23 protein-coding genes are annotated in these 24199 nt (G+C 29.3%); 21 read left to right on the forward strand and 2 right to left on the reverse strand.

Annotated features, from left to right (window positions below; all coding sequences use genetic code 11):
* Positions 1-44 precede the first annotated feature (44 nt).
* The 5 genes from BEN51_RS02100 to BEN51_RS02115 all read left to right on the forward strand — a co-directional run bounded on the left by BEN51_RS02100 (position 45) and on the right by BEN51_RS02115 (position 4858).
* Positions 45-1223, forward strand: coding sequence for a cation:proton antiporter (locus BEN51_RS02100; protein WP_119864450.1), 1179 nt, complete (start codon positions 45-47; stop codon positions 1221-1223).
* 158 nt (positions 1224-1381) lie between these two features.
* Positions 1382-1528 (forward strand): hypothetical protein, encoded by a 147-nt coding sequence (locus BEN51_RS13735; RefSeq protein ID WP_164704066.1) that lies wholly within the window; start codon positions 1382-1384, stop codon positions 1526-1528.
* 232 nt (positions 1529-1760) lie between these two features.
* Positions 1761-3677, forward strand: a complete 1917-nt coding sequence (gene abc-f, locus BEN51_RS02105) for a ribosomal protection-like ABC-F family protein (protein ID WP_119864451.1) — start codon at positions 1761-1763, stop codon at positions 3675-3677.
* Positions 3678-3770: 93 nt separating this feature from the next.
* Positions 3771-4106 carry a DUF898 family protein gene (locus BEN51_RS02110; protein ID WP_119864452.1) on the forward strand — a complete coding sequence of 112 codons (336 nt, stop codon included), beginning with the start codon at positions 3771-3773 and terminating at the stop codon, positions 4104-4106.
* A 125-nt stretch (positions 4107-4231) separates the two neighbouring features.
* Entirely contained in the window at positions 4232-4858 is a 627-nt protein-coding gene (locus tag BEN51_RS02115) for a nuclease-related domain-containing protein (RefSeq protein ID WP_119864453.1), read from the forward strand.
* Positions 4859-5047: 189 nt separating this feature from the next.
* Here BEN51_RS02115 and BEN51_RS02120 read toward each other — a convergent pair whose 3' ends face one another.
* Positions 5048-5470, reverse strand: a complete 423-nt coding sequence (locus BEN51_RS02120; protein ID WP_119864454.1) for a GNAT family N-acetyltransferase — start codon at positions 5468-5470, stop codon at positions 5048-5050.
* A gap of 136 nt (positions 5471-5606) precedes the next feature.
* On the opposite strand from BEN51_RS02120, the gene BEN51_RS02125 reads away from it, so the two are divergent.
* The 14 genes from BEN51_RS02125 to BEN51_RS02190 all read left to right on the forward strand — a co-directional run bounded on the left by BEN51_RS02125 (position 5607) and on the right by BEN51_RS02190 (position 19119).
* Entirely contained in the window at positions 5607-6404 is a 798-nt protein-coding gene (locus BEN51_RS02125; protein ID WP_119864455.1) for a peptidoglycan recognition protein family protein, read from the forward strand.
* 122 nt (positions 6405-6526) lie between these two features.
* Positions 6527-7249 (forward strand): YczE/YyaS/YitT family protein, encoded by a 723-nt coding sequence (locus BEN51_RS02130; protein WP_236906239.1) that lies wholly within the window; start codon positions 6527-6529, stop codon positions 7247-7249.
* A gap of 79 nt (positions 7250-7328) precedes the next feature.
* Positions 7329-7682, forward strand: coding sequence for a hypothetical protein (locus BEN51_RS02135; protein ID WP_119864456.1), 354 nt, complete (start codon positions 7329-7331; stop codon positions 7680-7682).
* A gap of 424 nt (positions 7683-8106) precedes the next feature.
* Positions 8107-10035: a BglG family transcription antiterminator gene (locus BEN51_RS02140; RefSeq protein WP_119864457.1), complete on the forward strand. Its 1929-nt coding sequence runs from the start codon at positions 8107-8109 to the stop codon at positions 10033-10035.
* Positions 10036-10051: 16 nt separating this feature from the next.
* Positions 10052-10489, forward strand: coding sequence for a transcriptional regulator GutM (locus tag BEN51_RS02145; RefSeq protein WP_119864458.1), 438 nt, complete (start codon positions 10052-10054; stop codon positions 10487-10489).
* A 40-nt stretch (positions 10490-10529) separates the two neighbouring features.
* Positions 10530-11078: a PTS glucitol/sorbitol transporter subunit IIC gene (gene srlA, locus BEN51_RS02150; protein WP_119864459.1), complete on the forward strand. Its 549-nt coding sequence runs from the start codon at positions 10530-10532 to the stop codon at positions 11076-11078.
* Between the two features lie 17 nt (positions 11079-11095).
* Positions 11096-12109 (forward strand): PTS glucitol/sorbitol transporter subunit IIB, encoded by a 1014-nt coding sequence (srlE, locus tag BEN51_RS02155; RefSeq protein ID WP_119864460.1) that lies wholly within the window; start codon positions 11096-11098, stop codon positions 12107-12109.
* Between the two features lie 72 nt (positions 12110-12181).
* Complete coding sequence (locus BEN51_RS02160; RefSeq protein WP_119864461.1) at positions 12182-12862, forward strand: fructose-6-phosphate aldolase; 681 nt, start codon at positions 12182-12184, stop codon at positions 12860-12862.
* Between the two features lie 45 nt (positions 12863-12907).
* Positions 12908-13276, forward strand: a complete 369-nt coding sequence (locus tag BEN51_RS02165) for a PTS glucitol/sorbitol transporter subunit IIA (protein ID WP_119864462.1) — start codon at positions 12908-12910, stop codon at positions 13274-13276.
* Between the two features lie 72 nt (positions 13277-13348).
* Positions 13349-14164, forward strand: a complete 816-nt coding sequence (locus BEN51_RS02170; RefSeq protein WP_119864463.1) for an SDR family oxidoreductase — start codon at positions 13349-13351, stop codon at positions 14162-14164.
* A 172-nt stretch (positions 14165-14336) separates the two neighbouring features.
* Positions 14337-15689, forward strand: a complete 1353-nt coding sequence (locus BEN51_RS02175; protein WP_119864464.1) for a glucose-6-phosphate isomerase — start codon at positions 14337-14339, stop codon at positions 15687-15689.
* Positions 15689-16132, forward strand: a complete 444-nt coding sequence (locus BEN51_RS02180; RefSeq protein ID WP_119864465.1) for a YaiI/YqxD family protein — start codon at positions 15689-15691, stop codon at positions 16130-16132. The genes BEN51_RS02175 and BEN51_RS02180 overlap by 1 nt, the downstream gene beginning before the upstream one ends.
* Positions 16133-16259: 127 nt before the next feature.
* Positions 16260-18317: a triple tyrosine motif-containing protein gene (locus tag BEN51_RS02185; RefSeq protein ID WP_119864466.1), complete on the forward strand. Its 2058-nt coding sequence runs from the start codon at positions 16260-16262 to the stop codon at positions 18315-18317.
* Between the two features lie 55 nt (positions 18318-18372).
* Positions 18373-19119, forward strand: a complete 747-nt coding sequence (locus BEN51_RS02190; RefSeq protein WP_236906240.1) for a lytic transglycosylase domain-containing protein — start codon at positions 18373-18375, stop codon at positions 19117-19119.
* 141 nt (positions 19120-19260) lie between these two features.
* Here BEN51_RS02190 and BEN51_RS02195 read toward each other — a convergent pair whose 3' ends face one another.
* On the reverse strand, positions 19261-19470 hold the full coding sequence (locus BEN51_RS02195; RefSeq protein WP_119864467.1) for a hypothetical protein: 210 nt from the start codon (positions 19468-19470) through the stop codon (positions 19261-19263).
* 109 nt (positions 19471-19579) lie between these two features.
* Here BEN51_RS02195 and BEN51_RS02200 point away from each other — a divergent pair, with 109 nt between their 5' ends.
* Together BEN51_RS02200 and BEN51_RS02205 are read left to right on the forward strand one after the other, a co-directional pair.
* Positions 19580-20296 carry a pseudouridine synthase gene (locus tag BEN51_RS02200; RefSeq protein ID WP_119864468.1) on the forward strand — a complete coding sequence of 239 codons (717 nt, stop codon included), beginning with the start codon at positions 19580-19582 and terminating at the stop codon, positions 20294-20296.
* 600 nt (positions 20297-20896) lie between these two features.
* The gene (locus BEN51_RS02205) at positions 20897-24190 is read left to right on the forward strand and encodes a UvrD-helicase domain-containing protein (RefSeq protein WP_119864469.1); all 3294 of its coding nucleotides are present in this window, start codon (positions 20897-20899) and stop codon (positions 24188-24190) included.
* Positions 24191-24199: the final 9 nt, after the last annotated feature.

Below are 24199 nucleotides of genomic sequence, written 5' to 3' on the forward strand. Positions count from 1 at the left end.
TCAGCTTTTTTTATTGCCAAAATATAAACATAGGAGGAGTAGTAATGTTAACAAGTTTAGCACTGATTTTTTTATTAGGATTATTATTAGGAAAGGTATTTAATAAATTAAAACTTCCAAGTTTATTAGGAATGATTATAACTGGAATTATATTAAGTCCTTATGCCTTGAATTTGCTTGATTCTTCTTTATTAAATATTTCAGCAGATTTAAGGCAGTTAGCCTTAGTTATAATTCTTACAAGAGCCGGATTATCCTTAGATATTTCAGATTTAAAAAGGGTAGGAAGACCCGCAATTTTAATGTGTTTTGTCCCTGCCTGCTTTGAAATCTTAGGAGTGATTTTAATAGCTCCAAGAGTTTTTGGATTAAGTACTTTAGAAGCAGCTATAATGGGATCTGTTCTTGCAGCAGTATCTCCAGCAGTTATTGTGCCTAGAATGATAAAGCTTATTGATGATGGTTATGGAAAAGACCATAGCATTCCTCAATTAATATTGGCAGGAGCTTCTGTAGATGATGTATTTGTTATAGTTATGTTTACAGCCTTTACTTCTTTAGCTCTGGGAGGAAAAGTAAGTGCAATGAACTTTATTGAAATTCCAATTTCAATAATTTTAGGAATAGCTTTGGGAATTGGAACTGGAATAATTCTAGTTAAGTTCTTTAAAACTTTCCATATGAGAGATTCTGTTAAATTGCTAATAATACTAAGTATATCCTTTTTGCTTATTGAGCTAGAAAATCAGTTAAAGGGCTTTATTCCTTTATCAGGTCTTATTGGAATTATGACTATGGGAATAGCAATAAAGCAAAGGTATGAGATTCTTGGTAAAAGACTATCAGGAAAATATAATAAGTTATGGGTTGGAGCAGAAGTACTTTTATTTGTTCTTGTAGGAGCAACAGTTGATTTATCTTATGCTTTAAAAACAGGCTTCTCTGCAATAATTGTAGTCATTGGAGCTTTAATAATCAGAATGATAGGGGTATTTGTATGTTTATTAAAAACAAAGATAACCATAAAGGAAAGAATCTTTTGTATGTTGGCATACACCCCTAAAGCTACAGTTCAAGCAGCAATAGGAAGTATTCCACTATCAATGGGCTTAGCTTGTGGACAGCAGGTATTAACAGTTGCAGTTTTATCTATTCTTATTACAGCACCATTTGGAGCAATTTGTGTAGATAAGAGCTATAAAAGGCTGCTGGTAGGAGATTAGTATTTTTTAGTTGCAGATTTTGTAACAGATGATGTAGATAAGGATGGACACTATAAGGCTTTTATAAAACTAGAATTAATATAAGACTTGTCAATACTTAGAATCTTATATATAATTATTGTAAGTATAAAAATAGGAATTAAAAGGAGGGTAGAATCATGGCTAATATAGTTAGTATTTTTACTGTAAATAAACAATGGAAATACAGCAGCTCTGTTCAAAAAAGTGCAATTTTAGGCTTTTACGGGAGAAGTGCGTCCATTTTTAGAATAAATACTAACTATTGTATAAATCATGATTCTTAACCTTCGTTAGCTATATAAAAACTTTATTGCTAATAATATGTTATTAAGAAGTTTAGACTCAAGGTTTATACCTTGAGTCTTTTTATGTTTATTCATAAATAAGTTTTATTCAGGACCATTTTCTCCAAATAAGCCTATTAATACTTCTATTTTAAGAAGTAAAATTAAGGCTTATTTTTTATTATAAAAATAACATTTCAAAATTAAAAATAAGAAAAATGGAGGAAATAGAATGATAGAATTATCTTTAAATAAAATACAAAAATATTATGGAGCAAATATGATTTTAGAGGATATAACTTTTGATGTTCAAAGCTCAGAAAAAGTAGGAATAGTTGGGGGAAATGGTTGTGGAAAAAGTAGCTTATTAAAAATAATTATGGGGATTGAAGAATATGAAAAGGGAAATTTATCAATAAGAAAGGGAGCAAGCTTAGCTTATCTTGAGCAAATACCTAATTATCCTGAAAATTTCAAAGTCCTTGATGTTTTAAATACAGCCTTTGAAGAGCTTGATAAGACATATAAAGAATTAGAAATTTTAGAAAAAGAACTTTCAGAAGTCGGTGAAGGGGACATGGATAAGCTTCTAGATAAATATGCTAAAAAGCAGGCCCTTTATGAAAGTTTGGGAGGTTATGAAAAGGAAGAAAAGTTAAATAAGGTTTGTACTGGACTTAAGATAAATGATGATTTTAAAGAGAAGTTATTTTCCCAATTAAGTGGAGGAGAAAAAACAACAATAATTCTTGCTAAAATACTTCTTCAAAATCCAGATATATTATTGCTTGATGAGCCTTCAAATCATTTGGATCTAGATACGATGGAGTGGCTTGAAGCTTATCTTAAGGAATATAAAGGTATAGTAATAATAGTATCTCATGATAGATACTTTTTAGATAATGTAGTTACAAAAATAATTGAAATTGAAGATAAAAAGTCAAAAACTTATAGCGGTAATTATTCTGCCTATGTAAAAGAAAAAGAAAGACTTTTACAGCTTCAAATGGAGGAGTATTTAAACCAGCAGAAAAAAATTAAATCTATGGAAAAATCTATTGCCCAGCTAAGAGATTGGGGAGCAAGAGGAGATAATGGAAAATTCTTTAGAAGAGCAGCTAGCATGGAAAAGTTCATTAATAAAATGGAAAAGCTAGATAAGCCTAGATTAGAAAAAAACAAAATTAATATTTCTATAAAAAATGCTGAAAGATCAGGAAATGAAGTAATAATAGTTAAGGATTTATGTAAAATATATGATGATAAAGTTCTTTTAGATAAGGCTCAAATGTTAATAAGAAATGGAGAGGCTGTTGCTTTAATAGGAGCTAATGGTTCTGGAAAATCAACTATGATAAAAATACTTCTTGGACTTGAAAAGGCTGATTCTGGAATTGCAGCTTTAGGAAGTTCTATAAAGTTAGGCTACCTTCCACAGAATATTATCTTTAATAATGAAAATACTACAATATTGGAAAGCTTTAGAGAAAATATTGTTATAACAGAAGGAAAAGCAAGAGAATATTTAGCAAAATATATGTTTTTTGGAGAAGATGTATTTAAAAAGGTTGGAAGTCTTTCAGGAGGAGAAAGAAGCAGGCTTAAGTTAGCTATGTTAATGTATGAAGATTTAAACTTACTAATTTTAGATGAGCCTACAAATCACTTGGATATAGATTCAAGGGAAGAATTAGAAAGTTTTCTAAAAGATTTTGAAGGAACATTATTGTTTGTGTCTCATGATAGATACTTTATAAATAATTTAGCTAGCAGAGTAGTGGAGTTAGATAGGGGATCTCTTATTTCCTATGAAGGTAACTATGAATATTACAAATATAAACGTGAAGAATTAAGAAAATCATCAGTTATAAATTTTTCTAATAATATTGAAAGTCTTAAAAGTAAAAATAAATCTAAAGATATAAAGAAAAATAAAAGCAATTATGAAGCTAAAGCTGTTAACAAGTGGAAGATTGCAAAACTTGAAGACGAAATAAAAAAATTAGAAGAAAGGGTAACTAGTTTAGAAGAAGAGATAAATAAGTTTAGTAACAATTATGAAAAGTTAAATGAATTATATAATGAAAAATTAAATATAGAAAATGAAATAGAAAAACTAATGGAAGAATATTTTAATCTTACTTCATAAAAAATAAAATAATATCTAATTTAGATTATCTATTAATGATATAATAATTATCGTTATGCTGCTTAGTTATACAATTTAAAGGAGGAAGAGTTAATGCAGGCAAATATAAATGTAAATTTAGCACAAGGGGAATCTTATTTTGATGGAGGTCTATTAGAACTTATTGCTTGGAGAATATTAGGAATAATAATTACAACGGTTACCTTTGGTATTTGTTATCCTTGGGCTCTATGCATGGTATACGGTTGGAAGATTAACCATACTGTAATAAATGGAAGAAGATTAAGGTTTAATGGAAAAGCAATTAATTTATTTGGAAACTGGATAAAATGGTTTTTTCTTTGTATTATAACATTAGGCATATACTCCTTTTGGCTAGGAATTGCATTAGAAAAGTGGAAAGTAAAAAATACAAGTTTTGCAAATTAAGTTTAGTAATAAAAGGGCATCCTAGGATGGCTCTTTTATTACTTAATTATCAAAAAACTACTAAAACATAGCCTGCTAAAGCAAATAGAAAAATAATTAAAGAACAATATAGGAGAGACCAAAATATGAATACACAAAAGATAATTATATATTTAATGATAATATCAGTTATTATTTTATCATTAATAGTAATAATGATTTTTAGAAGAAGAAAAATAGAACTTAACCAAGGGGAAATAGAAGTAAATGAAGTATTAGAGAAAATTAAAGGCTATAAGCTTTTAAGCAATGTAATGATAAAAAGGGAAAGTGGAACAAGCCAAATTGATCATATTTTAATAGGGAAAAAAGGTGTTTTTGTTATAGAAACAAAGGATTATAATGGAAAGATATATGGAGATCAATACTCAAAGTATTGGATGCAAAAATTAAATGGAAGAAAGAATACTTTTTATAATCCAATAAGACAAAATTATGGACATATAAAAGCTTTGGAAGAAATGTTAGATAGAAAGGATATATTTATATCTTTAATAGTTTTTACTAATAAATCAAATATAAAAAAAATAAAAGCTGAAGTTCCAGTAATTCAATTAAAAAAACTAAAAAGATTTATTAAAAAATATAAATCAGATATTTACTTATCAAAGGATGAAATATCTGAAATTTATAATTCTATAAATAAGAAAAATATTATTAGTAATAGAGCAATAAAAAAGCATGTAAAGAAATTGAAAAAAACTTTATATTAAGGAAGTTTGTTTTCTAGTTTCTTTATTCTAGCTATTAATGAAATCTTGTTTATTAAAGATAAAAAATAAATGCTAGGTAGATAGCAGTATGTATAAGAATTTCTACCTAGCAAAAATAATTAACTACAAATTGATGATAAATTAGAGACAAGATTAATGTCAACATAAATTAATATATAAAAATCTACATTATTCTATAAAACCCTTCGATTTCATCCTAGCAGAATCGATAAAATATCCCATTCCTGTTTTTAATTTTCTAAATCCAAGCTTTTCATAAAATCCTTCCTTACCTGGAGAAGCATATAAAATAAAGTTACATTTAGGCAAGCTTTTTAATATGGTTTCAATAATTATCTTACCAAGCCCTTTTCCTTGATAATTTGGATCTATGGCAACATCATATATTGCTCCATGTCTTACTTTGTCAGATATAGCACGTCCCATTCCTATTAGTAAATCGCCGTTAAATAAAAATACTACTGAAGCACTATTTAAAAAGGAGTTTTTATGAGTTTCTGTATCAACATAAGACATTCCTGCAGACTTTAATAAATTTCTAACTTCATTCCAATCAATATTCTCACAAGTATTTTGAATTCTAATATTCATATGATATCTCACTTTCTATAATTAATTAATTTTTTAGTATATTATATATTAAAATTTTTCAGTTAAAAAGTTTTTCCTAATGCATATTTGAAAAATAGAAAAGATTGGTTTTAAAAATATGTTAGGAGGAATTTTTATGGCTTTAATAAAAAAACTTATATCTCCAGATAAATATAACTTAAAATGTCCTTATTCAATGGTACCAAAGGGAGTGTGTATTCACAACACAGCCAATGATGCTGCAGCAGCCAATGAAATATCCTATATGCAATCTAATGGCTTAGCTACATCCTTTCATATTGCAATTGATGATGTTGAAGCGATACAAGGTATTCCTTTTAATAGGAATGCTTGGCATGCAGGAGATGGTGTCGCAGGAGAAGGTAATAGAAATTATATTGCTATAGAAATTTGTTACTCAAAATCTGGTGGAGATAAATTTACTAAAGCAGAACAAAGGGCAGCAAAGGAAGTTGCAGCATTGTTAAAGCAATTTGGATGGAATATAAATAATGTTAAAAAGCATCAAGATTTTTCTAATAAATATTGTCCTCATAGAACCTTAGATTTAGGTTGGCAAAGATTCTTAGATATGATAAATAAAGAATTAAATAAATTAAGAGAGAATATTATAAATGATGAGCTTTATAGGGTAAGACAGAGCTGGTTAGAAGCTTCGAGTCAGATAGGAGCCTTTAGTGTATTAAAAAATGCAATAGAATGTGTAAATAATAATCCAGGATATATAGTTTTTAATAGTTCAGGAAAACAAGTCTATCCTTCACCAGATAAATTTTATAGAGTAAGGCAAAGTTGGGAAAATCCTTCAACACAAATAGGTGCTTTTACTATATTTGATAATGCTGTAAAATGTGCAGATCAAAATGAGGGTTATAGTGTTTTCAATAGTTTAGGAATAAAATTATATCCTTAAAATAAAATTTAATATCTTTCTTTTCTTTCAAGTGGACATATGTCCACTTTTTTATTTTGTAATAAAATTATTCTTATGAAAATTAATTTATTGTTTTAGATATTTCATGGTGGTAAAATTTATTGAGAAAAATTACAGAAGTAGAATTGAAAGAAGGACTAATAATGGGGAATGTTTTAAAGAAAATATTAAGATTAATCTGGGGGATAATATTATGTGGAAGCTCAACAGTGTTTATGTTAAATTCTAATATAGGTTTATTGCCATGGGATATTTTTCACGAAGGAATATCTAATGTTACAGGTATTACAATAGGGGAAGCAAGTATAATAGTTAGTTTTATAGTGTTTTTACTTAGCATGGCAACTGGAGAGAAGGTTGGTGTAGGTTCTATTGTTAATGTCTTTTTAGCTGGATGGGTTATAGATTTTTTAAATTATATTAATATAATCCCTAAGGCTGATCATATTTTTACCGGAATAATTATGGTTGTAACAGGATTGTTTTTATTAGCTTATGGATGTTATCTTTATATGAGCTGTGGTCTTGGGTGTGGACCTAGGGATAGTCTTTTAGTCGGACTAAACAAAAAACTAAATAAGTCTATAAATTTAATTAAAACAGTTATGGAAGTGACGGTTTTACTAATAGGAATTCTATTAGGAGGAAGCTTTGGGTTAGGAACAGTTATATCTGCTTTAGGAACTGGTTATACTATGGAATTAATATTCAAATTAAAAAAAATTAATGCAGCTAAAATAAAGCAAAAATCATTAATAGACAGTTTACACGATCTTAAGACATTTTTTTGCTTATTATCGACTAAGAAGAGTAGTATTAATTAACTTTTTGTTGGAATATAAGTAAGGTTGATATATAATTCAATAGTGAAAGAGGTTTTTTAGATGTCGGGAGGAAATTAAGGTGAAGGAATTTTTTATTGTAGCTATATCGGGAATAACAACTTTTGTTATATTTTCTAAAATCTTCGAAAAATTAAACAATGATGTAAAATTATTTAACCCTATTAGAAAAATAACAAATAAGTTAAAAAAGAAAGAATCTTATGGAAGCTTTTTTCTTTTAATATCTATTGTTTTAGTAGTAGGAATCAGTAGATCTTTAAACTTAAATAATTTTATATATGGTATTTTATTAGGATTTGTTGGTGCCCTTCAAGAAGTTATTTTTAGAAAAGAAGATGAAAATAGTAAAAATAAATTAAATAATAAAAGAGTGACTTCTAATAAAAAAGGCAATAATAAAAGTAAAAAATAATAAAATATACAAAATTTAAGGAGCTATCGCTTAGAGATGTTAATATCCCTTGGTGATAGCTTCTATTTTTTTATATAGCTTTTTATTAAAATCTAAATTGCACTTTGAATTAATTTTCAAAATTTTATAAATTAAACTTTTGGAGGTGATTTTTTGATAAAAATTTATTTTAATTGTATTTTTTAATAAAAATACTTTAATTAATTAAATTATCTTTGTGTTATAATATATAAAATTAGACAAAAATGTATTTTTATATATACAAATTATGCCCTAAAAAGTCGTTACTATAAGAAAAAAATAATGCAATACTTTTCCAGATGAATGAAAATTTTTGTATTAATTAAATTCCTTTAAGAAGAAAAAGAAAGTATTAATTGTCAATAAATTATAATATATACTTTCATTAAAGAAAGGAGGACATATGAAATATTTTTATGACGAAAACCGCGCCTCTAAGATTTTAAATATACTAGAACAGAAAAATTCAGTTTCTTTAGAAAGCTTGGCTGAAAAGCTAAATGTCAGTTCTAAAACCATAAAAAATGAGGTGAAAAATCTTAATGAGCAATTAGAGAATTCGGCTTTTGTTGATATTAAACATGGTATATATAAAATTTATATATTTGATAGAAGCAAATTTGAAAAAGTTAAGCAGGAGATATATTATCAAAGAGATTTTCTTAACTCACCTCAAAGAAGAATGGCATTTATTGTCTACAAGCTTATTAATAGTAAAGAACCATACTTAACGGATGATTTGGCATATGAAATGAATGTTGCAAGAACAACAATTATTAATGATATGAAAAAAATTAAAGAAATATTGTCTAATTACAACTTAAACATTACTGGAAAACCTAATAATGGTATTGTTCTTGAAGGTAATGAATTAGATATAAGAAATTTTCTTCTTGAAAATATTTATGAAATTACTTATGAGGATTTCAAAATAGATGAGGATATTGTTGAGTTTGTAAAAGAGACAATTAGTAAGTATAAACTTGATAAAACAACTTTTGATTACTTTATAAAATCATTAACTGTTAGCTTTGATAGAATAATGAATGGACATCCTATAAAAATATTAAGTAATAAGTATGGTGAATTATTAAGAAGCTGGGAATTTGAAGTTGTGACAACTATTGTTGAAGAAATTGAAAGAAGATTAAATATTAATTTTGCCTTAGAGGAAAGATTATTCTTAACTTTGCCAATTGTAGGAATGAGAACTCCTACAAATATTGAAGAAATTTCTCAGCATGTACATATAACTGAGGAAATATTAAATCTTGTATCTGATATAATTGAAAGAATTCGTTTTAAAATGGGATTTAATATTACTAAAGATGATATTCTTGAGGATTTTATTTATCATATAGCATTTTTAGTTAATCGACTTAAGTATGGTGTTCATCTTAACAATCCTCTAATTGATGATATAAAGGAAAATTATAAGGTTGCTTATAAGATGGCAGAACTAGCCAAAGAAGTTATAGAGGAAAATTTAAAGGTAAGTATGACACAAGATGAAGTTGGATTTATAGCAGCATATTTTGGATTGTTTATATCAGAGCAGGAACTTGTTAAGCCAAAGGATTATAAAATTGCAGTTATATGTGGTACTGGCAGAGTTACGGCAAAGTTAGTTGAAAGTCAATTAAGAAATATCTTTGATTCAAAAACCACAATAGACTTATTTTCAGATGATAAAGTTATTGGAGAGGTATTGGACACTTATGATTTAGTTTTATCTACTGTTAAAACAAAGTATAACACAAATATAAGAGTTTTATATATAGATAAAATTTTCGATAAAGAAGTTTTAAAGAGGAAAATTAAAGAGCTTTTATATTCTGAAAAATTGGACATGCCACTAGTACAAGGAATGGATACTTTATTATTAAGTATTTTAAAAGAAGAAAGATTTTTTATCCTTAACAGTCAATTAAGTTATCAGGAAAATATTGATTTAATGGTCGATAGTCTATATTCAAAAGGATATGTAGATGAAGGCTTTAAAGATAGGATAAGAGAAAGAGAAAAGAAGTCTACTATGGCCATAAATGATTCTGTTGCATTGCCTCACACAATTAATTATAAGAGTAAACAAATATTAATAAGTTTAGGTGTTAGCAAGGATGGAGTAAAAATTAATTCTCATGAAAAAATAAAATTGATATTTTTAATATGTCTTCCAGAACAAACAAATGATGATTCGATTTTAGTAAGGGTCTACGATGAAATTATAACTATTGCTAATAATCAAAAAGCTGTAGATGATATTTCTAAAATTGATAATTTTAAAGAGTTAATTTTATATTTCGTAAAAGAAAATGACATTTTTGATTAGAAGTAGGAGGGGTAAGATGAATTTTTGGTTTTTATTAATATGTGCAGGAATAGCATTTATGCTTCAGTATTTATTAACCTTTATTCAAATAAAAAGTTTTACTGAGTATTATAAAAAGTTAAGGAAAAAAGGAAGAGTTGCAATAGGCAAATCTAGAGGAGCCTTTCATGCTGGCTGTATAGCAATGTTTGCAATAAATGAAGATGGAATTATACTTGAAGGCAGCTATATGCAAGGAGTAACAGTATTTGCTAGAGCAAAAAAATTAACTGGCTTTGAAGGTAAAGATGTTGGTAGTTTAACTGAAGAAGACTGCAAGGGACTAATGAAACCATTAAAAAAATCTATTCTAGAGGCCTCTTCCAACTACAATATCATAATGGCAGGGGGTGAAGTTCTAGAACCGCCATCACCTATACAAAGATTAACTAATATTATTATTCAAAAAAAATAAATCAAAAAATAGCTTGAAAAATTAGGAGGGAGAAATCTATATGGACACAATTGTTAAATTTGCCGAAGGTTTTATGGGATTATTTGATGTTGGAGCTGAGACTTTTGTAAGCTGGGTTACAGGAATCGTTCCAAAGGTAACATTACTATTAATATTTATGAATGCTTTAATTGCTTTAATTGGACAAGATAAGATTAATAAATTTGCAAAGATTGCATCAAAAAATGTTATTTTAGCTTATGGAATTTTACCATTCTTATCAGCCTTTATGCTAGGAAATCCAATGGCTTTATCAATGGGAAAATTTTTACCAGAAAGAATGAAACCAAGTTATTATGCATCTGCTTCTTATCATTGTCATACTAACAGCGGTATTTTCCCACACATTAATGTAGGTGAAATCTTTATATATTTAGGAATAGCAAATGGGATTGAAACCCTTGGATTAAGTACAACACCTTTAGCCCTTCGTTATTTATTAGTTGGTTTAGTAATGAACTTCTTTGCCGGTTGGGTAACTGACTTTACAACAAAGTATGTTATGAAACAACAAAAAATTGAGTTAAGCAATGAAATTGTAGCTAAGTAGTTTAGGAGGGAGTTTATATGGGAAAGTATAATGCAATTAAAATAGTAAAAGGTAATGGAGGATTTGGAGGTCCGCTTATAGTAAAGCCGGAAGAAGGAAGAGATACCTTATTATATATAACTGGCGGTGGAGCTGAACCAGAAATAGTTCAAAAGATAGTTAAGTTAACTGGATGCAAAGCTGTAAACGGCTTCAAGACATCTGTTCCAGATAATGAAATATTCTTAGTTATTATAGATTGCGGTGGAACGTTAAGATGTGGAATATATCCGCAAAAGAGAATACCAACAATAAACGTTATGCCTGTTGGAAAAAGCGGTCCTTTAGCTAAATTTATAACTGAAGATATATATGTTTCTGCTGTAGGTTTAGATCAAATATCCTTAGCAGAGGCAGAAGATGCAGTTGCTGCAACAGTAATAGAAGAAAAGAAAGAGGAAAAAAGAGAATTCAAATATAGTTCTGATAAGAAAGTATCTCAAACTCTTGCTGAGACAAGCAAATCAAGCATTATTCAAAAGATTGGTATGGGAGCTGGTAAGGTTGTAAATACTCTATATCAAGCCGGCCGTGATGCTATTCAATCTTTGATTACAACAATATTACCATTCATGGGCTTCGTTGCCTTACTAATAGGTATAGTTCAAGGATCAGGCTTTGGAGACTGGTTTGCGAATAAGCTAATACCACTAGCAGGAAATGGAATAGGTCTTGTAATTCTTGGCTTTATATGTTCAATACCAGTATTATCAGCCTTATTGGGACCTGGAGCCGTTATAGCCCAAATAGTTGGTACTTTAATAGGTGTTGAAATTGGAAAGGGAAATATTGAACCAAGCCTAGCGTTACCAGCTCTATTTGCAATAAATACTCAATGTGCCTGCGACTTTATACCAGTTGGTTTAGGTTTAGCTGAAGCAGAACCAGAAACTGTTGAAGTTGGGGTTCCATCGGTACTATATTCACGTTTCTTAATAGGGGTACCTAGAGTTCTAGTTGCATGGCTTGCAAGTATAGGATTATATAATTAATTGATTAATAATAGTTGAGTAGTTTTAAAAATTACTCAACTATTACTTAAAAGAATATTGGGAGAGAGGGTTATGAAGTTTCTTATAGATGATGTAAATATAGAAAAAATTAGAGATATATATGATAAGTTTCCGATAGATGGTATAACAAGTAATCCAAGTATATTGTCAAGGTACGGTAAGCAGCCTTATAAAGTTCTAAAAGAAATTCGTGAATTCATAGGAGAAGAAGCAGAACTTCATGTACAAGTTATTTCTGAAAAAGCAGAAGGAATGATAGTAGAAGCCTATAAGATAGTTCAGGAATTAGGGGAAAATACATATATTAAGATACCTGTAACAAGAGAAGGGCTTAAGGCTATTAAAATTTTAAGCAAAGAAAATATTAACATTACCGCAACTGCTATATATACACAAATGCAGGGGTATTTAGCAGGAAAGGCAGGAGCAAAATATGCAGCACCCTATGTTAATCGAATAGATAATTTAGGTGCAGATGGAATTAAGACAGCTAAGGAAATTCATGATATTTATAAAAATAATAATATAAATACTCAAGTCCTTGCAGCCAGCTTTAAGAATTCACAGCAAGTATTAGAGCTCTGCAGGTATGGAATAGGTGCAGCTACTATTGCGCCAGAAGTTATAGAAGGATTAATAAAAAATCCTACAGTAGATATGGCTGTAAAAGCTTTTAAAGATGATTTTGAGAAACTATGTGGAGAAGAAAAGAGCATGTTAAATTGCAAATAATAATTTCTTTTATAAATTGACATAAGTATATAGGAAGGTGATAGCATGAATAACAAAGCAATATATCAAAGTAAAATAAAAGCACTAGGACCTTTAGTAGAAACTTTTAAAGATGAAGGAATGATAATACTATTTGGAGAAAATGCACCAGATACCTTAGCGGATTATTGTTACTCTATCGAGGTGAATCCAGTAAAAGAACAGATCAAGGTTGGACAAACTTTTGTATTAGATGGAATTTCATATAAGATTACAGCAGTAGGAGATGTAGCTGAAAGGAATTTGGAAAGTTTGGGGCATATAACTCTTGCCTTTACTGGAGCAACACAAGCACCATTACCAGGAACAATTTGTGTAGAACAAAAGGAAATGCCGGATTTAAAAGCTGGAAGTAAAATTTATATCTTAGCATAACTTGATAAGAAAATAATTAGAAGTGTTTATATAAATCAAGATTGAATAAAATAATAGTTTAGGAGGGTTTAAATGGAAAAGACATGGTTGGAATTAGAAGGAAAAACTGTAATTGTAACTGGAGGAGCATCTGGAATAGGAAAAGCAGTTGCACAGGAATTTTTAAATCATGGTTCAAATGTAGTTGTTTGTGATATGAATCCTAACAAGCCTAAATTTAATGAGGAAAAGGGAAGAGTTAAATATGTTGTTACAAATGTTGTTGATAGGGAAAGCGTAGACGAAATGATAGCAACTACTAAGGAAGTTTTTGGAAGTATAGATGTGGTAGTAAATAATGCAGGAATTAATATTCCAAGATTATTAGTGGATCCAAAAGTAGAAAAGGGTAAATACGAATTAGATGAAGAAGTCTGGGATAAGGTTATGAATGTAAATGTCAAAGGAGTATTTAACTGTACTCAAGCAGCAGCAAGGGAAATGATAAAACAAGGAAGAGGAGTTATAGTTAATATGTCTTCTGAATGCGGTCTTGAAGGTTCAGAAGGACAAAGCGTTTATGCAGCTAGTAAGAATGCTGTTAATTCATTAACTAGATCCTGGGCTAAGGAATTAGGAAAACTAGGAATAAGAGTTGTAGGAGTTGCTCCGGGGATTTTAGAAGCTACCGGTTTAAGAACTGATGAATATGAAACAGCTTTAGCTTATACTAGAGGTATAACAGTAGAAGACTTAAGGGCTGGATATAATAAAACTTCAGTAACCCCATTAGGACGTTCTGGAAAACTTACTGAAGTAGCAGATTTAGTATGTTATTTGGCAAGCAATAGGGCTAGCTATATTCATGGAGTAACATATAACATAGCCGGAGGAAAAACTAGAGGATAAAATTTTAAGAATTTTAAGGGGAATTATGGGGAAACTATATTGTGCTAATATATTGTGCTAATAACTAAAAACGCAATTATTGCTGAATTTATATGCGAAAATTTTATTCAATATGTTATAATATAAACGAACAATATCAAATATAAATTCAAATAATGCCGGAGGTATGAAGATGAAAAAAGGTTTAAGATTAGACTTATCTAAAGTGGAACCATACGCAAAAGTTACAGAACTAGAAAAAATGGCAGCAATGGTAAAGGGAGCTCATGAAACTCTTCATAATGGAACAGGTGCGGGAAATGACTTTTTAGGATGGATAGATTTACCTGTAAACTATGACAAAGAGGAATTTTCTAGAATAAAGAAAGCGGCTCAAAAGATAAAGGGAAATTCAGATGCTTTAATAGTTATAGGAATTGGTGGATCATATTTAGGTGCAAGAGCAGCTGTAGAAATGTTAAATAGCAATTTCTATAATTTACTTGGCAAAGACAAGAGAAATAACCCACAAATATTCTTTGTTGGAAATAATATAAGTTCGACTTACATAGCTGATCTTTTAGAAGCAATAGAGGGCTTAGATATTAGTATTAATGTTATTTCAAAATCAGGTACTACTACGGAACCTGCAATAGCCTTTAGAATATTTAAAGATTATTTAGAAAAGAAATATGGAGTAGAAGGATCAAAGGAAAGAATTTATGTAACTACTGATAAGCAAAAGGGAGCTTTAAAATCCTTAGCTGATGAAGTTGGATATGAAACTTTCGTAGTTCCAGACAATGTTGGTGGTAGATTCTCAGTTTTAACAGCAGTAGGTTTATTACCAATAGCAGCAGCTGGAATTGATATAGATGAAATGATGCAAGGAGCTAGAGATGCTAGAGAAGCATATGCTAATCCAGATCTTGAAAATAATGATTGCTACAAATATGCAGCAATGAGAAATGTATTATACAATAAGGGTAAGGATATAGAAGTTTTAGTTAACTATGAACCAAACCTACACTATTTCAATGAATGGTGGAAACAATTATACGGAGAATCAGAAGGAAAAGACCAAAAAGGTATATTCCCAGCAGCAGTTGACTTCTCAACTGACTTACACTCACTTGGACAATTCATCCAAGATGGTAAAAGAAATATGTTTGAAACAGTTCTTAATGTGGAAAAAGCTAAAAAGGAAATAACTATTGGAGAAGTAGAAGGTAATTTAGATGGATTAAACTTCTTATCAGGAAAGACTGTAGACTTTGTTAATAAGCAAGCTTTCAGAGGAACATTATTAGCTCACAATGATGGTGGAGTTCCTAATATGGTATTAAATATTCCAGAAATTAGTGCTTATTACTTTGGATATATGGTTTACTTCTTTGAAAAAGCTTGTGGTATAAGCGGATACTTATTAGGAGTTAACCCATTCGACCAACCAGGTGTTGAAGCATACAAGAAAAATATGTTTGCATTACTTGGAAAGCCAGGATTTGAAGACTTAAAGGCTGAATTAGAAGCTAAATTAAAATAATGAGAATTATAGTAGATGGAGATGCCTGTCCAGGTATCTCCATTATTAAAAATGTAGCAAAAAAATACAATCTTCCCCTGATAGTTTATTGTGATATTAATCATTATATCCAATTAGACTATGGAGAAGTAAAAGTTGTAGACAGCGGCTTTCAAAGTGTAGATATGTATGTTGTAAATACCTGTAAATCAAAGGATGTTGTAATTAGTCAAGATTATGGAGTAGCAGCCCTGTGTTTAGGAAAGGGAGCATTTTTATTGAGTCCAAAGGGACATTTATATACAGAAAAAAACATAGATTTACTTCTTGAACAAAGACATATTTCCCAGAAAATAAGAAAGGCTGGAGGAAGAAGTTCAAATCCAAAAAAAAGGACAAAAGAAGATGATTTCCGATTAGAGAAAAACCTAATTAACATAATTGAATGTAATATAAAAGGATAAACTGTAGAAAAATAGATAATAGTTTATCTTTTTTTTTTATATCACTGACAAATTTCTATTAAATATTTCTTATGTAAACTGTATAATAGAATTATGGTAAAAATGTGATAAATAGGGTGTGAATTGTATGAGTGAATTATTGATAAGCTTTGATAAAGAAAGTCCATCATTAATTGATGAAAAAATAAAAATAAAAGCAATTACTGAGGATAAAGCTTCTTTAGAGTATAAATTTTTAGAGGGCACACCAGGAGAGGGGAATTTAGTCTGGAAGCCTATCCAAGATTTCTCTAATAAAAATGAATGTGAATGGAAGCCTATAAAACCAGGCGAATATATGATAATGGTACAAACTAAGGACAAAAAATCAAATACATTAAAAAATGCTAAGGCACGCTATAAGATAAAAACTTCTAAAGAGGAAATTTCCAGTATCAAAGAAAATAAAGATAAATTAATAACAAAAATAATTACAGAGAAGGATAGCTTAATATTAGGAGAAAAAATTAATATAGAAGTTATAGGAAAGGAAGGGGAAGAACTTCTATATAGATATTTAATAATGGGCAGCCATGATTGGGAAATTATTAAAGATTACAGTACTGAAAATAAGTTAACTTATACTACTATAGAAAATGGCACTATAGAAATACTAGTTGAATGCAAAAGGTTAGCCTCTGAAGAAAATGTTGAGGACTTTGAAAGGGTAACCTTTAAAGTTATGAATCAGCCAAAGATTGAAATTGAATCTTTTGAATGTCTATCTGAAAATATATTAGTAGATGAAGAACTTATTTTTAAAGTCGGGGTAAACTGTGATAAAACAAGAACAATATTATATAAGTTTATAAAAATAGACAGTAATGGAAGAGCTGCCTGCATTCAAGATTATTCAACCAATAATATTATAAGCTTTTCTGAAGGTACAAAAGGAGAATATAAGCTTCTGTGCTATGTAAAGGACCTTTTTTCTAATAAAAGGTTTGATGACAGAGCTTATATAATGTATAAAGTAAAGCCTTATAATGAAATAAGAATAAGAAAGTTTAGTTCTGATTTAAATGATCCTCAAGTAGTTGGAACTAAAATTAATTTTAGAGCTTCAGTTAATGGAGGAAAAGAGGTTTTATACAGATATATAGTTGAAGGTCCGGTAGCTGAAGATACAGGATATATAAGATCAAAGCTATTTACTTGGGAACCAAAGGCTGAAGGAGAATATAAGATAATATTAAAGGTTAAAGATATTTCCTTTGAAGCTAATGGAGAAAAGGATTATGAAGATATTAAGGAAATATTCTTTAAAATAGAGAAAAAAGCAGAAAAGCCGGTAAGAATAGTTGATATTATAACAAGCAAAGCTAATGGTTATATAAAAAATGAGCCGATTAATATTAAGATAAAAGCAGAAGGCGGAACAGAACTTAAATATTCTTTTATAGTTTATAAAGATGGAGTTGAAAAAGAAAGAACAGATTATGGTTTAACTAACTGGATTAACTTTACCCCAGAAGAAAGTGGAGAATACGAGCTTGAAGTAAGAGTTTTAGATAAATATTCAGATAAGGAGTTTGATGTTCATAACTTTATATATTTTAAAGTAAGGGATTATCAGCTTGCAGAAATAGATTATGTTCTATTATCTCAAAAGGAAATATACCTAGTAGGAGACACAATTGATATTGAGACAATTGTTCAAAATACAAAAAATGTTTTACTGAGATATGTAACTAAAATTAATGGACATGAAGTTGAAGATACAGGATTTCTTAAAAATAAAAGATTTAAAGTAAAACCAAAGGCGCCAGGTAAATATACTTTTGAAATTTATGCTAAAAATGTATTATGCACAGAAGAATATGATGTAAAAAAGGAAGTATCAGTTTATGTTCATGATGCGATTCCAGTTACAAATACAAAAATTAATATAAAGGAAAAAGAAATTAAGGTTAACCAGGAAATTACCTTTGAAGTTACAAGTGAGGGCGGAAGAGATGTCTGCTATGAATTTTATATTATGGAAAAGGGAACTTGGGTTAGAGTTCAAAGTTATAGCAAGAAAAGTTATTATACCTTCCTTCCATTTTCAACAGGAAAATATAGAATTCTAGTTTTAAGTAAAAGCTATTATAAAAAGGTAAACTATGAAGATTATACTAGCTTAGAATTTGAAGTTAAGCCTTAAGTTCTTAAAAAAAACTCCGATAATAATAAAAACTGAGATTTTGGGAGGGCATAAGGTGAAAATTCCAAGTGTAGAAAAATACCTAGGAAGCGTAATGACTAATAATGTACTAAAAGAAGCTTTGGGAGATGGATATGAATTTGAATTAGTTTATGAATCTCTTATAAACAATGATAATTATCAAGATATATTTACTGAGACTGAAGCTGAACAAACTTATATTCCAGTATCTTCAGGTCAAAATTTAGAAGACATTCCTTTGAGATATAGACAAGCTCCAATAGTTACAGGAGAATTAAATTTAGATGATATAAATAAGATAAGTGCTTCGACAGATATAAAGATAGAAAGTACTGCAAGTGAAGCAAGCTATATAAATGAAGGATCCTATAATATGGAGACTATTTATAAGGCTGTTGATAAGTATGCTTCAAAGTATGGAGTAGATAGAAGTTTAATTCTTGCAATTATTAAACAAGAATCGAACTTTAACCCAAATGCAACTTCCTATGCAGGGGCTAAGGGACTTATGCAGCTTATGGATTTTAATTCAGAGGCTTATGGTTTAACAAATCCTTATGACATAGAACAAAATATAGAAGCTGGAGTTAAACATATAAAAAGTTATTTAAATATGTATAATGGAAATTTAGAAATGGCATTAATGGCCTATAACGGCGGTCCAGGAACAATGGAAAGAAGAGGAGTAAAAAGCTCAAGGGACTTATATAAAATGCCGGAAGAAACTCAAAATTATGTGCCAAAGGTACTGGCTTATTATAATGAATATAAGAACAGTTAGCAGTTAGGAGTTTAGTTTTGAGTTCAGAGTTGGGAGTCATTAGTAAGGGGGCTGCTTGTCCAAGTTATCCCCAACTCCCAACTCCACACTGTTTTTGCTCCACACTGTTTATATAGTATTAAGTTTTTAATGAATTATTATTTATAAAATATTACTGGAAATTTTGATTTTCAGTAATATTTTTTTGTTATGAATAAATACTATTTTTATGCTAGTTTTATAATTAGCTTGTCCACTCAACTGCCCACTCCACACTTCAAACTCCATACTCAGCACTCCACACTCCCAACTCCCAACTCCACACTGCACACTTAGCACTCTTAACTCCACACTCCAAACTGCTAACTCCACACTGCTAACTCCACACTACTAACTTCTGACTCTTTATTTGAAATAAGTTTTCAATATGTTAAAATGAATTAGATTAAAGTGAATATAATTAGAAAGCAGGTGCAAATAAATGGAACGTTTAGATAAGATATTATCAAATTTAGGCTATGGTACAAGAAAAGAAATAAAGCAGGTAGTTAGAAAGGGATTTGTTGAAGTAAATGGAGAAATAGTTAAGGATAGCGGAATGCAGGTTGATCCAGAAGAAGATAAAATAAGTATAAACGGAGAAGAAATCTACTATAGAAAATATATATATTTAATGATGAATAAGCCGGTAGGTGTCGTTTCAGCAACTTTTGATAATAAAGATGAAACTGTTATAGATTTGTTAGAAATTGATCATCAAGTTTTTAATCCATTTCCAGTTGGAAGATTAGATAAGGATACAGTTGGCTTGCTATTTTTAACTAATGATGGAGAATTAAATCATAGATTGATTTCACCAAAATGGAAGGTAGATAAGGTTTATTATGCAAAAATAAATGCTAGAGTTACAGATAAAGATGTAAAGAGATTTAAAGAAGGTATTACTTTAGATGATGGATATGTTTGTAAGGAAGCCATCCTTGAAATATTAAGTACTTCCGATGAAGAATCAGAGGTTAAAATAACAATTCAGGAAGGAAAGTTCCATCAAGTAAAAAGAATGTTTGAAGCTGTTAATAAAAAGGTTACATATTTAAAAAGAATTGAATTTGGTACTATAAAATTAGATGAGGATTTAGAAGAAGGAGAATATAGAGAATTAACAGAAGAAGAAATTGCAATTTTGAAGGGATTTTAACGAACATTAATCAAAAATGAAGGAACAACATTCATAATATGCAAGATTGCAAGGATTTTTTTTAAAATTGCTTGCATTTTGATACAAGATACCCTATAATAATTTTGCAAGGATAAATAAAAGGAATAAATAGCCCCCTTTTTATTTATTGCTTATTGCTAATGCGCAACCTAGCCCCAAGGGTTGCGTTTTTTGTTTGCCTAAAATCAGGGGTTAAATGTTTACATAAATTAAATGTTTATTTTATTTACTTATATTTAAAATAAAATTTTTATTAATGTATAAGTTTAGAAATAAAAAACAAATAATTGTTAAAAATTAAATAATAATGGGTTTATAAACATAATTTATTTAATATGATAGAAAAAATGATGGATTTTATTCAAAAGTTTCAAAAAATGAAAGTTATAAGTCATAGATTTTTATTACAAGAAGGAAATGTAAGAAATTAACTCAAAGTGATATAATAGAAACTAATAAAAAATCTTTTTAGTTATTAGAAGATTATCTATAATATTGGAATTATATAAATTGATAAATACATATAAAGATAAATGAATTATGATATAATATTTTAATAATATGAAAGGAGGCTAGGTGATGGATTTAAAATCATTACTTAACAAGGAGCAGTATGAAGGAGCTACTACTGTTGAAGGTCAGCTTTTAATACTAGCTGGTGCCGGTTCAGGTAAAACTAGAGTTTTGACCTATAGAATAGCTCATATGATAAAGGATTTAGGAATTTTACCTTATAAAATTTTAGCTATTACTTTTACTAATAAGGCAGCAAAGGAAATGAAAGACAGGGTAAAGGCTTTAATAGGGGATACTGCTGATGATATGTGGATATCAACCTTCCACTCAACTTGTGTAAGAATTTTAAGAAGAGAAATAGAAAAGTTAGGATATAATAAAAACTTTACTATATATGATACCCAAGATCAAAAGACCTTGATTAAGGAGTGCATGAAGGCCCTAAATATTAATGATAAGGACCTTACTGATAGGGAAATATTAAGCAAAATTGGTACAGCTAAAGACAATATGATAAGTCCAAATGCCTTTATGAGAGAAAATGAAAATGACTTTAAAGGAAAGAAGATAGCTCAAGTTTATGAAATGTATCAAAAAAGGCTAAAGGAAAATAACGCCTTAGACTTTGATGACTTAATTTTTAAAACTGTTGAATTATTTAAGAAGGATAAAGAAACCTTAGAATTTTATCAAAGAAAGTTCCAATATATTATGGTAGATGAGTATCAAGATACAAATAGAGTTCAATATGAATTAGTAACATTGCTTGCTGATAAATATAAGAATATCTGTGTTGTGGGCGATGATGATCAATGTTTAATAGAAGGAACTTTAGTTGAAACTGAAAATGGTAAGGTTAAGATAGAAGATTTACAAGGAAATGAAAAAGTAAATGTAGCAGCTGGTAATGGTTGGACTAATTTTATGTCTATAAAAGATATTTCCAAGAGAGAATATAATGGTGAAGTAATAAAAGTAACAACTGAGAGCGGGAAAGTTATTATAGGAACACCAAATCATATTACTTTTGCAAGATTAAAGGTATTGGATGATAAATATTATGTGTATTTAATGTATAAGAATGGATTTGGATATAGAATTGGGCAAACTTCATCAATTAGAAGTAGAAAAGGTACTAGTGCAAGTGGATTAGCAGTTAGATTAAATGGTGAACAGGCTGACAAGATGTGGATACTTAAAGTATGTGATAGCAAATCAGAAGCTACATATTATGAAGAGTATTTTTCAGTTAAATATGGAATTCCTAAGGTAGTATTTAATAGCAGGGGAAGGCATTTAACATTAACTCAAGAGCAAATAAACAAACTGTTTAATGAAATAGATACTTATTCAGCAGCAGATAAATTAATGGAGGATGAGTATTTATACAGTGATTATCCGCATCATTTAAGTTCAGCTGTAATTAGAGGGAAAACTGTTAGAAAATATATTAATGTAAGCTTCTTTGGAGGAAGGAAATCTCAAGAAAGAGGTTTATTTAGTCATAGAATAGGATTAAATTCCTCGGGAGATGAGAGTAAAGAGAAACTTCTTAATGAAGGCTTTAATGCTAGGAATGGAAAAAGAGGTACATTTAGAATTGAAACAGAAGGTGCTTTATATGATGATGCTGAGGAATTTGCTAGAAGCATAGCCAAGGTAGAAGAGGATTATGAAATAATTAGAAAGGCAAAACTTACAGAAAATAATACATTTAAGTTTATGCCTCTTGGAAGTTTAAGAGAGGGTCTATCATTAGCGGTTTTTGACGGAGAAAAAATTGTTGAAGATAAGATTGTTTCTGTTGAGAGAGAAAATTATTATGGATATGTTTATGATTTAAATATTGACTACGCAAGAAACTATATTGCTAATGATATTGTTGTTCACAACTGTATTTATCAATGGAGAGGCGCAGATATTAGAAACATCCTTGATTTTGAAAAGGACTATCCAGATGCTAAGGTAATAAAATTAGAGCAGAACTATAGATCAAAGGGTAATATTTTAAAGGCGGCTAATGAAGTTATTGTTAATAATGCAAATAGAAAAAGCAAGCTTTTAAGAACTGAACAAGAAGAGGGAAGCAAAATAAAAATATATAGGGCTTTTTCAGATAATGATGAAGGAGATTTTGTAGCTTCTCAAATAAAGAAAATTAAGGAAGAAGAGAATAAGAGATATAGTGATTTTGCTATTCTTTACAGAACTAATGCTCAGTCTCGTATATTTGAAGAAAGTTTAAGAAGAAAAACCATTCCTTATAAAATAGTTGGTGGAACAAAATTCTATGATAGAAAAGAAATAAAGGATCTTTTATCTTACCTTAAGGTTCTAGTGAATCCAAATGATAGTATATCTTTAAGAAGAATTATTAATGTTCCTAAAAGAGGAATTGGAGATGCAACAGTAAATAAAGTATTAGATTTTGCAGAAGAATTTGATATATCTCTTTGGGATGCTTTAACTACTGTTAGAACTATTCCAACTCTTACAGCAAGAAACTGTTCTGGAATAGAAAAGTTTGTAGAGCTTATGGAAAACTTTATGGATTTAAGTGAAGTAATACCAGTATCAAATCTAATAGAAACAATTCTAAAAGATACAGGCTACCTTGCAGAACTTGAAAAATCTGGTGAAATAGAAGATAAGAGCAGAATAGAAAATTTAAAAGAATTAGTATCTGATGCTGTTGACTTTGAAAGAAGGAGCGAAGATAAGAGCCTTTCTGCATACTTAGAAGAAGTCTCATTAGTTCAGGATACAGATAAGTTAGATGAGGAAGAAGATTCAGTAGTATTAATGACAGTTCATAGCGCTAAGGGATTAGAGTTCCCAGTTGTATTTATGGTTGGAATGGAAAATGGAATTTTCCCAGGAGTTGCTTCCTTTAACAGCGAAGCAGAAATGGAAGAATCCAGAAGACTTTGCTATGTTGGAATAACAAGAGCTAAAGAACAATTATTTATGACTTCTGCAGAAGTAAGAAAACAATTTGGAAGAACTGTTGCATATGCACAGTCAGATTTTATAAATGAGATTAAAGCAAGTTTAAAAGAATATGTTTCAGGGAACCCTGAAAATAAAGAGAAAAGACCAGTAATGTTTGCAAGAGAAAGATACAACAATCCTCATGGTTTAATATCAAATAGTGAGAACAGCATAAAACAAGAAAATAAAGCAATTGCTGATACAGGAGAGTTTACCTTAGGAAGAAAAGTAAAACATAGCAAATTTGGAGTTGGAACAATAGTTTCAGCAGTAAATGTAGGTGATGATAAAAAGCTTACAATAGCTTTTGACCAACAAGGAATAAAGACGCTAATGTTGTCTTTTGCAAAACTAGAACTAATATAAAATTTTGTG

The sequence above is a fragment of the Clostridium isatidis genome, from assembly GCF_002285495.1.
GTDB lineage: Bacteria > Bacillota > Clostridia > Clostridiales > Clostridiaceae > Clostridium > Clostridium isatidis.

Bases quoted from the DNA above. Each gene is read 5' to 3' on its own strand.
- BEN51_RS02100 (WP_119864450.1), top strand. From the start codon at position 45: ATGTTAACAAGTTTAGCACTGATTTTTTTATTAGGATTATTATTAGGA.
- BEN51_RS13735 (WP_164704066.1), top strand. From the start codon at position 1,382: ATGGCTAATATAGTTAGTATTTTTACTGTAAATAAACAATGGAAATAC.
- abc-f (WP_119864451.1), top strand. From the start codon at position 1,761: ATGATAGAATTATCTTTAAATAAAATACAAAAATATTATGGAGCAAAT.
- BEN51_RS02110 (WP_119864452.1), top strand. From the start codon at position 3,771: ATGCAGGCAAATATAAATGTAAATTTAGCACAAGGGGAATCTTATTTT.
- BEN51_RS02115 (WP_119864453.1), top strand. From the start codon at position 4,232: ATGAATACACAAAAGATAATTATATATTTAATGATAATATCAGTTATT.
- BEN51_RS02120 (WP_119864454.1), bottom strand. From the start codon at position 5,470: ATGAATATTAGAATTCAAAATACTTGTGAGAATATTGATTGGAATGAA.
- BEN51_RS02125 (WP_119864455.1), top strand. From the start codon at position 5,607: ATGGCTTTAATAAAAAAACTTATATCTCCAGATAAATATAACTTAAAA.
- BEN51_RS02140 (WP_119864457.1), top strand. From the start codon at position 8,107: ATGAAATATTTTTATGACGAAAACCGCGCCTCTAAGATTTTAAATATA.
- BEN51_RS02145 (WP_119864458.1), top strand. From the start codon at position 10,052: ATGAATTTTTGGTTTTTATTAATATGTGCAGGAATAGCATTTATGCTT.
- srlA (WP_119864459.1), top strand. From the start codon at position 10,530: ATGGACACAATTGTTAAATTTGCCGAAGGTTTTATGGGATTATTTGAT.
- srlE (WP_119864460.1), top strand. From the start codon at position 11,096: ATGGGAAAGTATAATGCAATTAAAATAGTAAAAGGTAATGGAGGATTT.
- BEN51_RS02160 (WP_119864461.1), top strand. From the start codon at position 12,182: ATGAAGTTTCTTATAGATGATGTAAATATAGAAAAAATTAGAGATATA.
- BEN51_RS02165 (WP_119864462.1), top strand. From the start codon at position 12,908: ATGAATAACAAAGCAATATATCAAAGTAAAATAAAAGCACTAGGACCT.
- BEN51_RS02170 (WP_119864463.1), top strand. From the start codon at position 13,349: ATGGAAAAGACATGGTTGGAATTAGAAGGAAAAACTGTAATTGTAACT.
- BEN51_RS02175 (WP_119864464.1), top strand. From the start codon at position 14,337: ATGAAAAAAGGTTTAAGATTAGACTTATCTAAAGTGGAACCATACGCA.
- BEN51_RS02180 (WP_119864465.1), top strand. From the start codon at position 15,689: ATGAGAATTATAGTAGATGGAGATGCCTGTCCAGGTATCTCCATTATT.
- BEN51_RS02185 (WP_119864466.1), top strand. From the start codon at position 16,260: ATGAGTGAATTATTGATAAGCTTTGATAAAGAAAGTCCATCATTAATT.
- BEN51_RS02200 (WP_119864468.1), top strand. From the start codon at position 19,580: ATGGAACGTTTAGATAAGATATTATCAAATTTAGGCTATGGTACAAGA.
- BEN51_RS02205 (WP_119864469.1), top strand. From the start codon at position 20,897: ATGGATTTAAAATCATTACTTAACAAGGAGCAGTATGAAGGAGCTACT.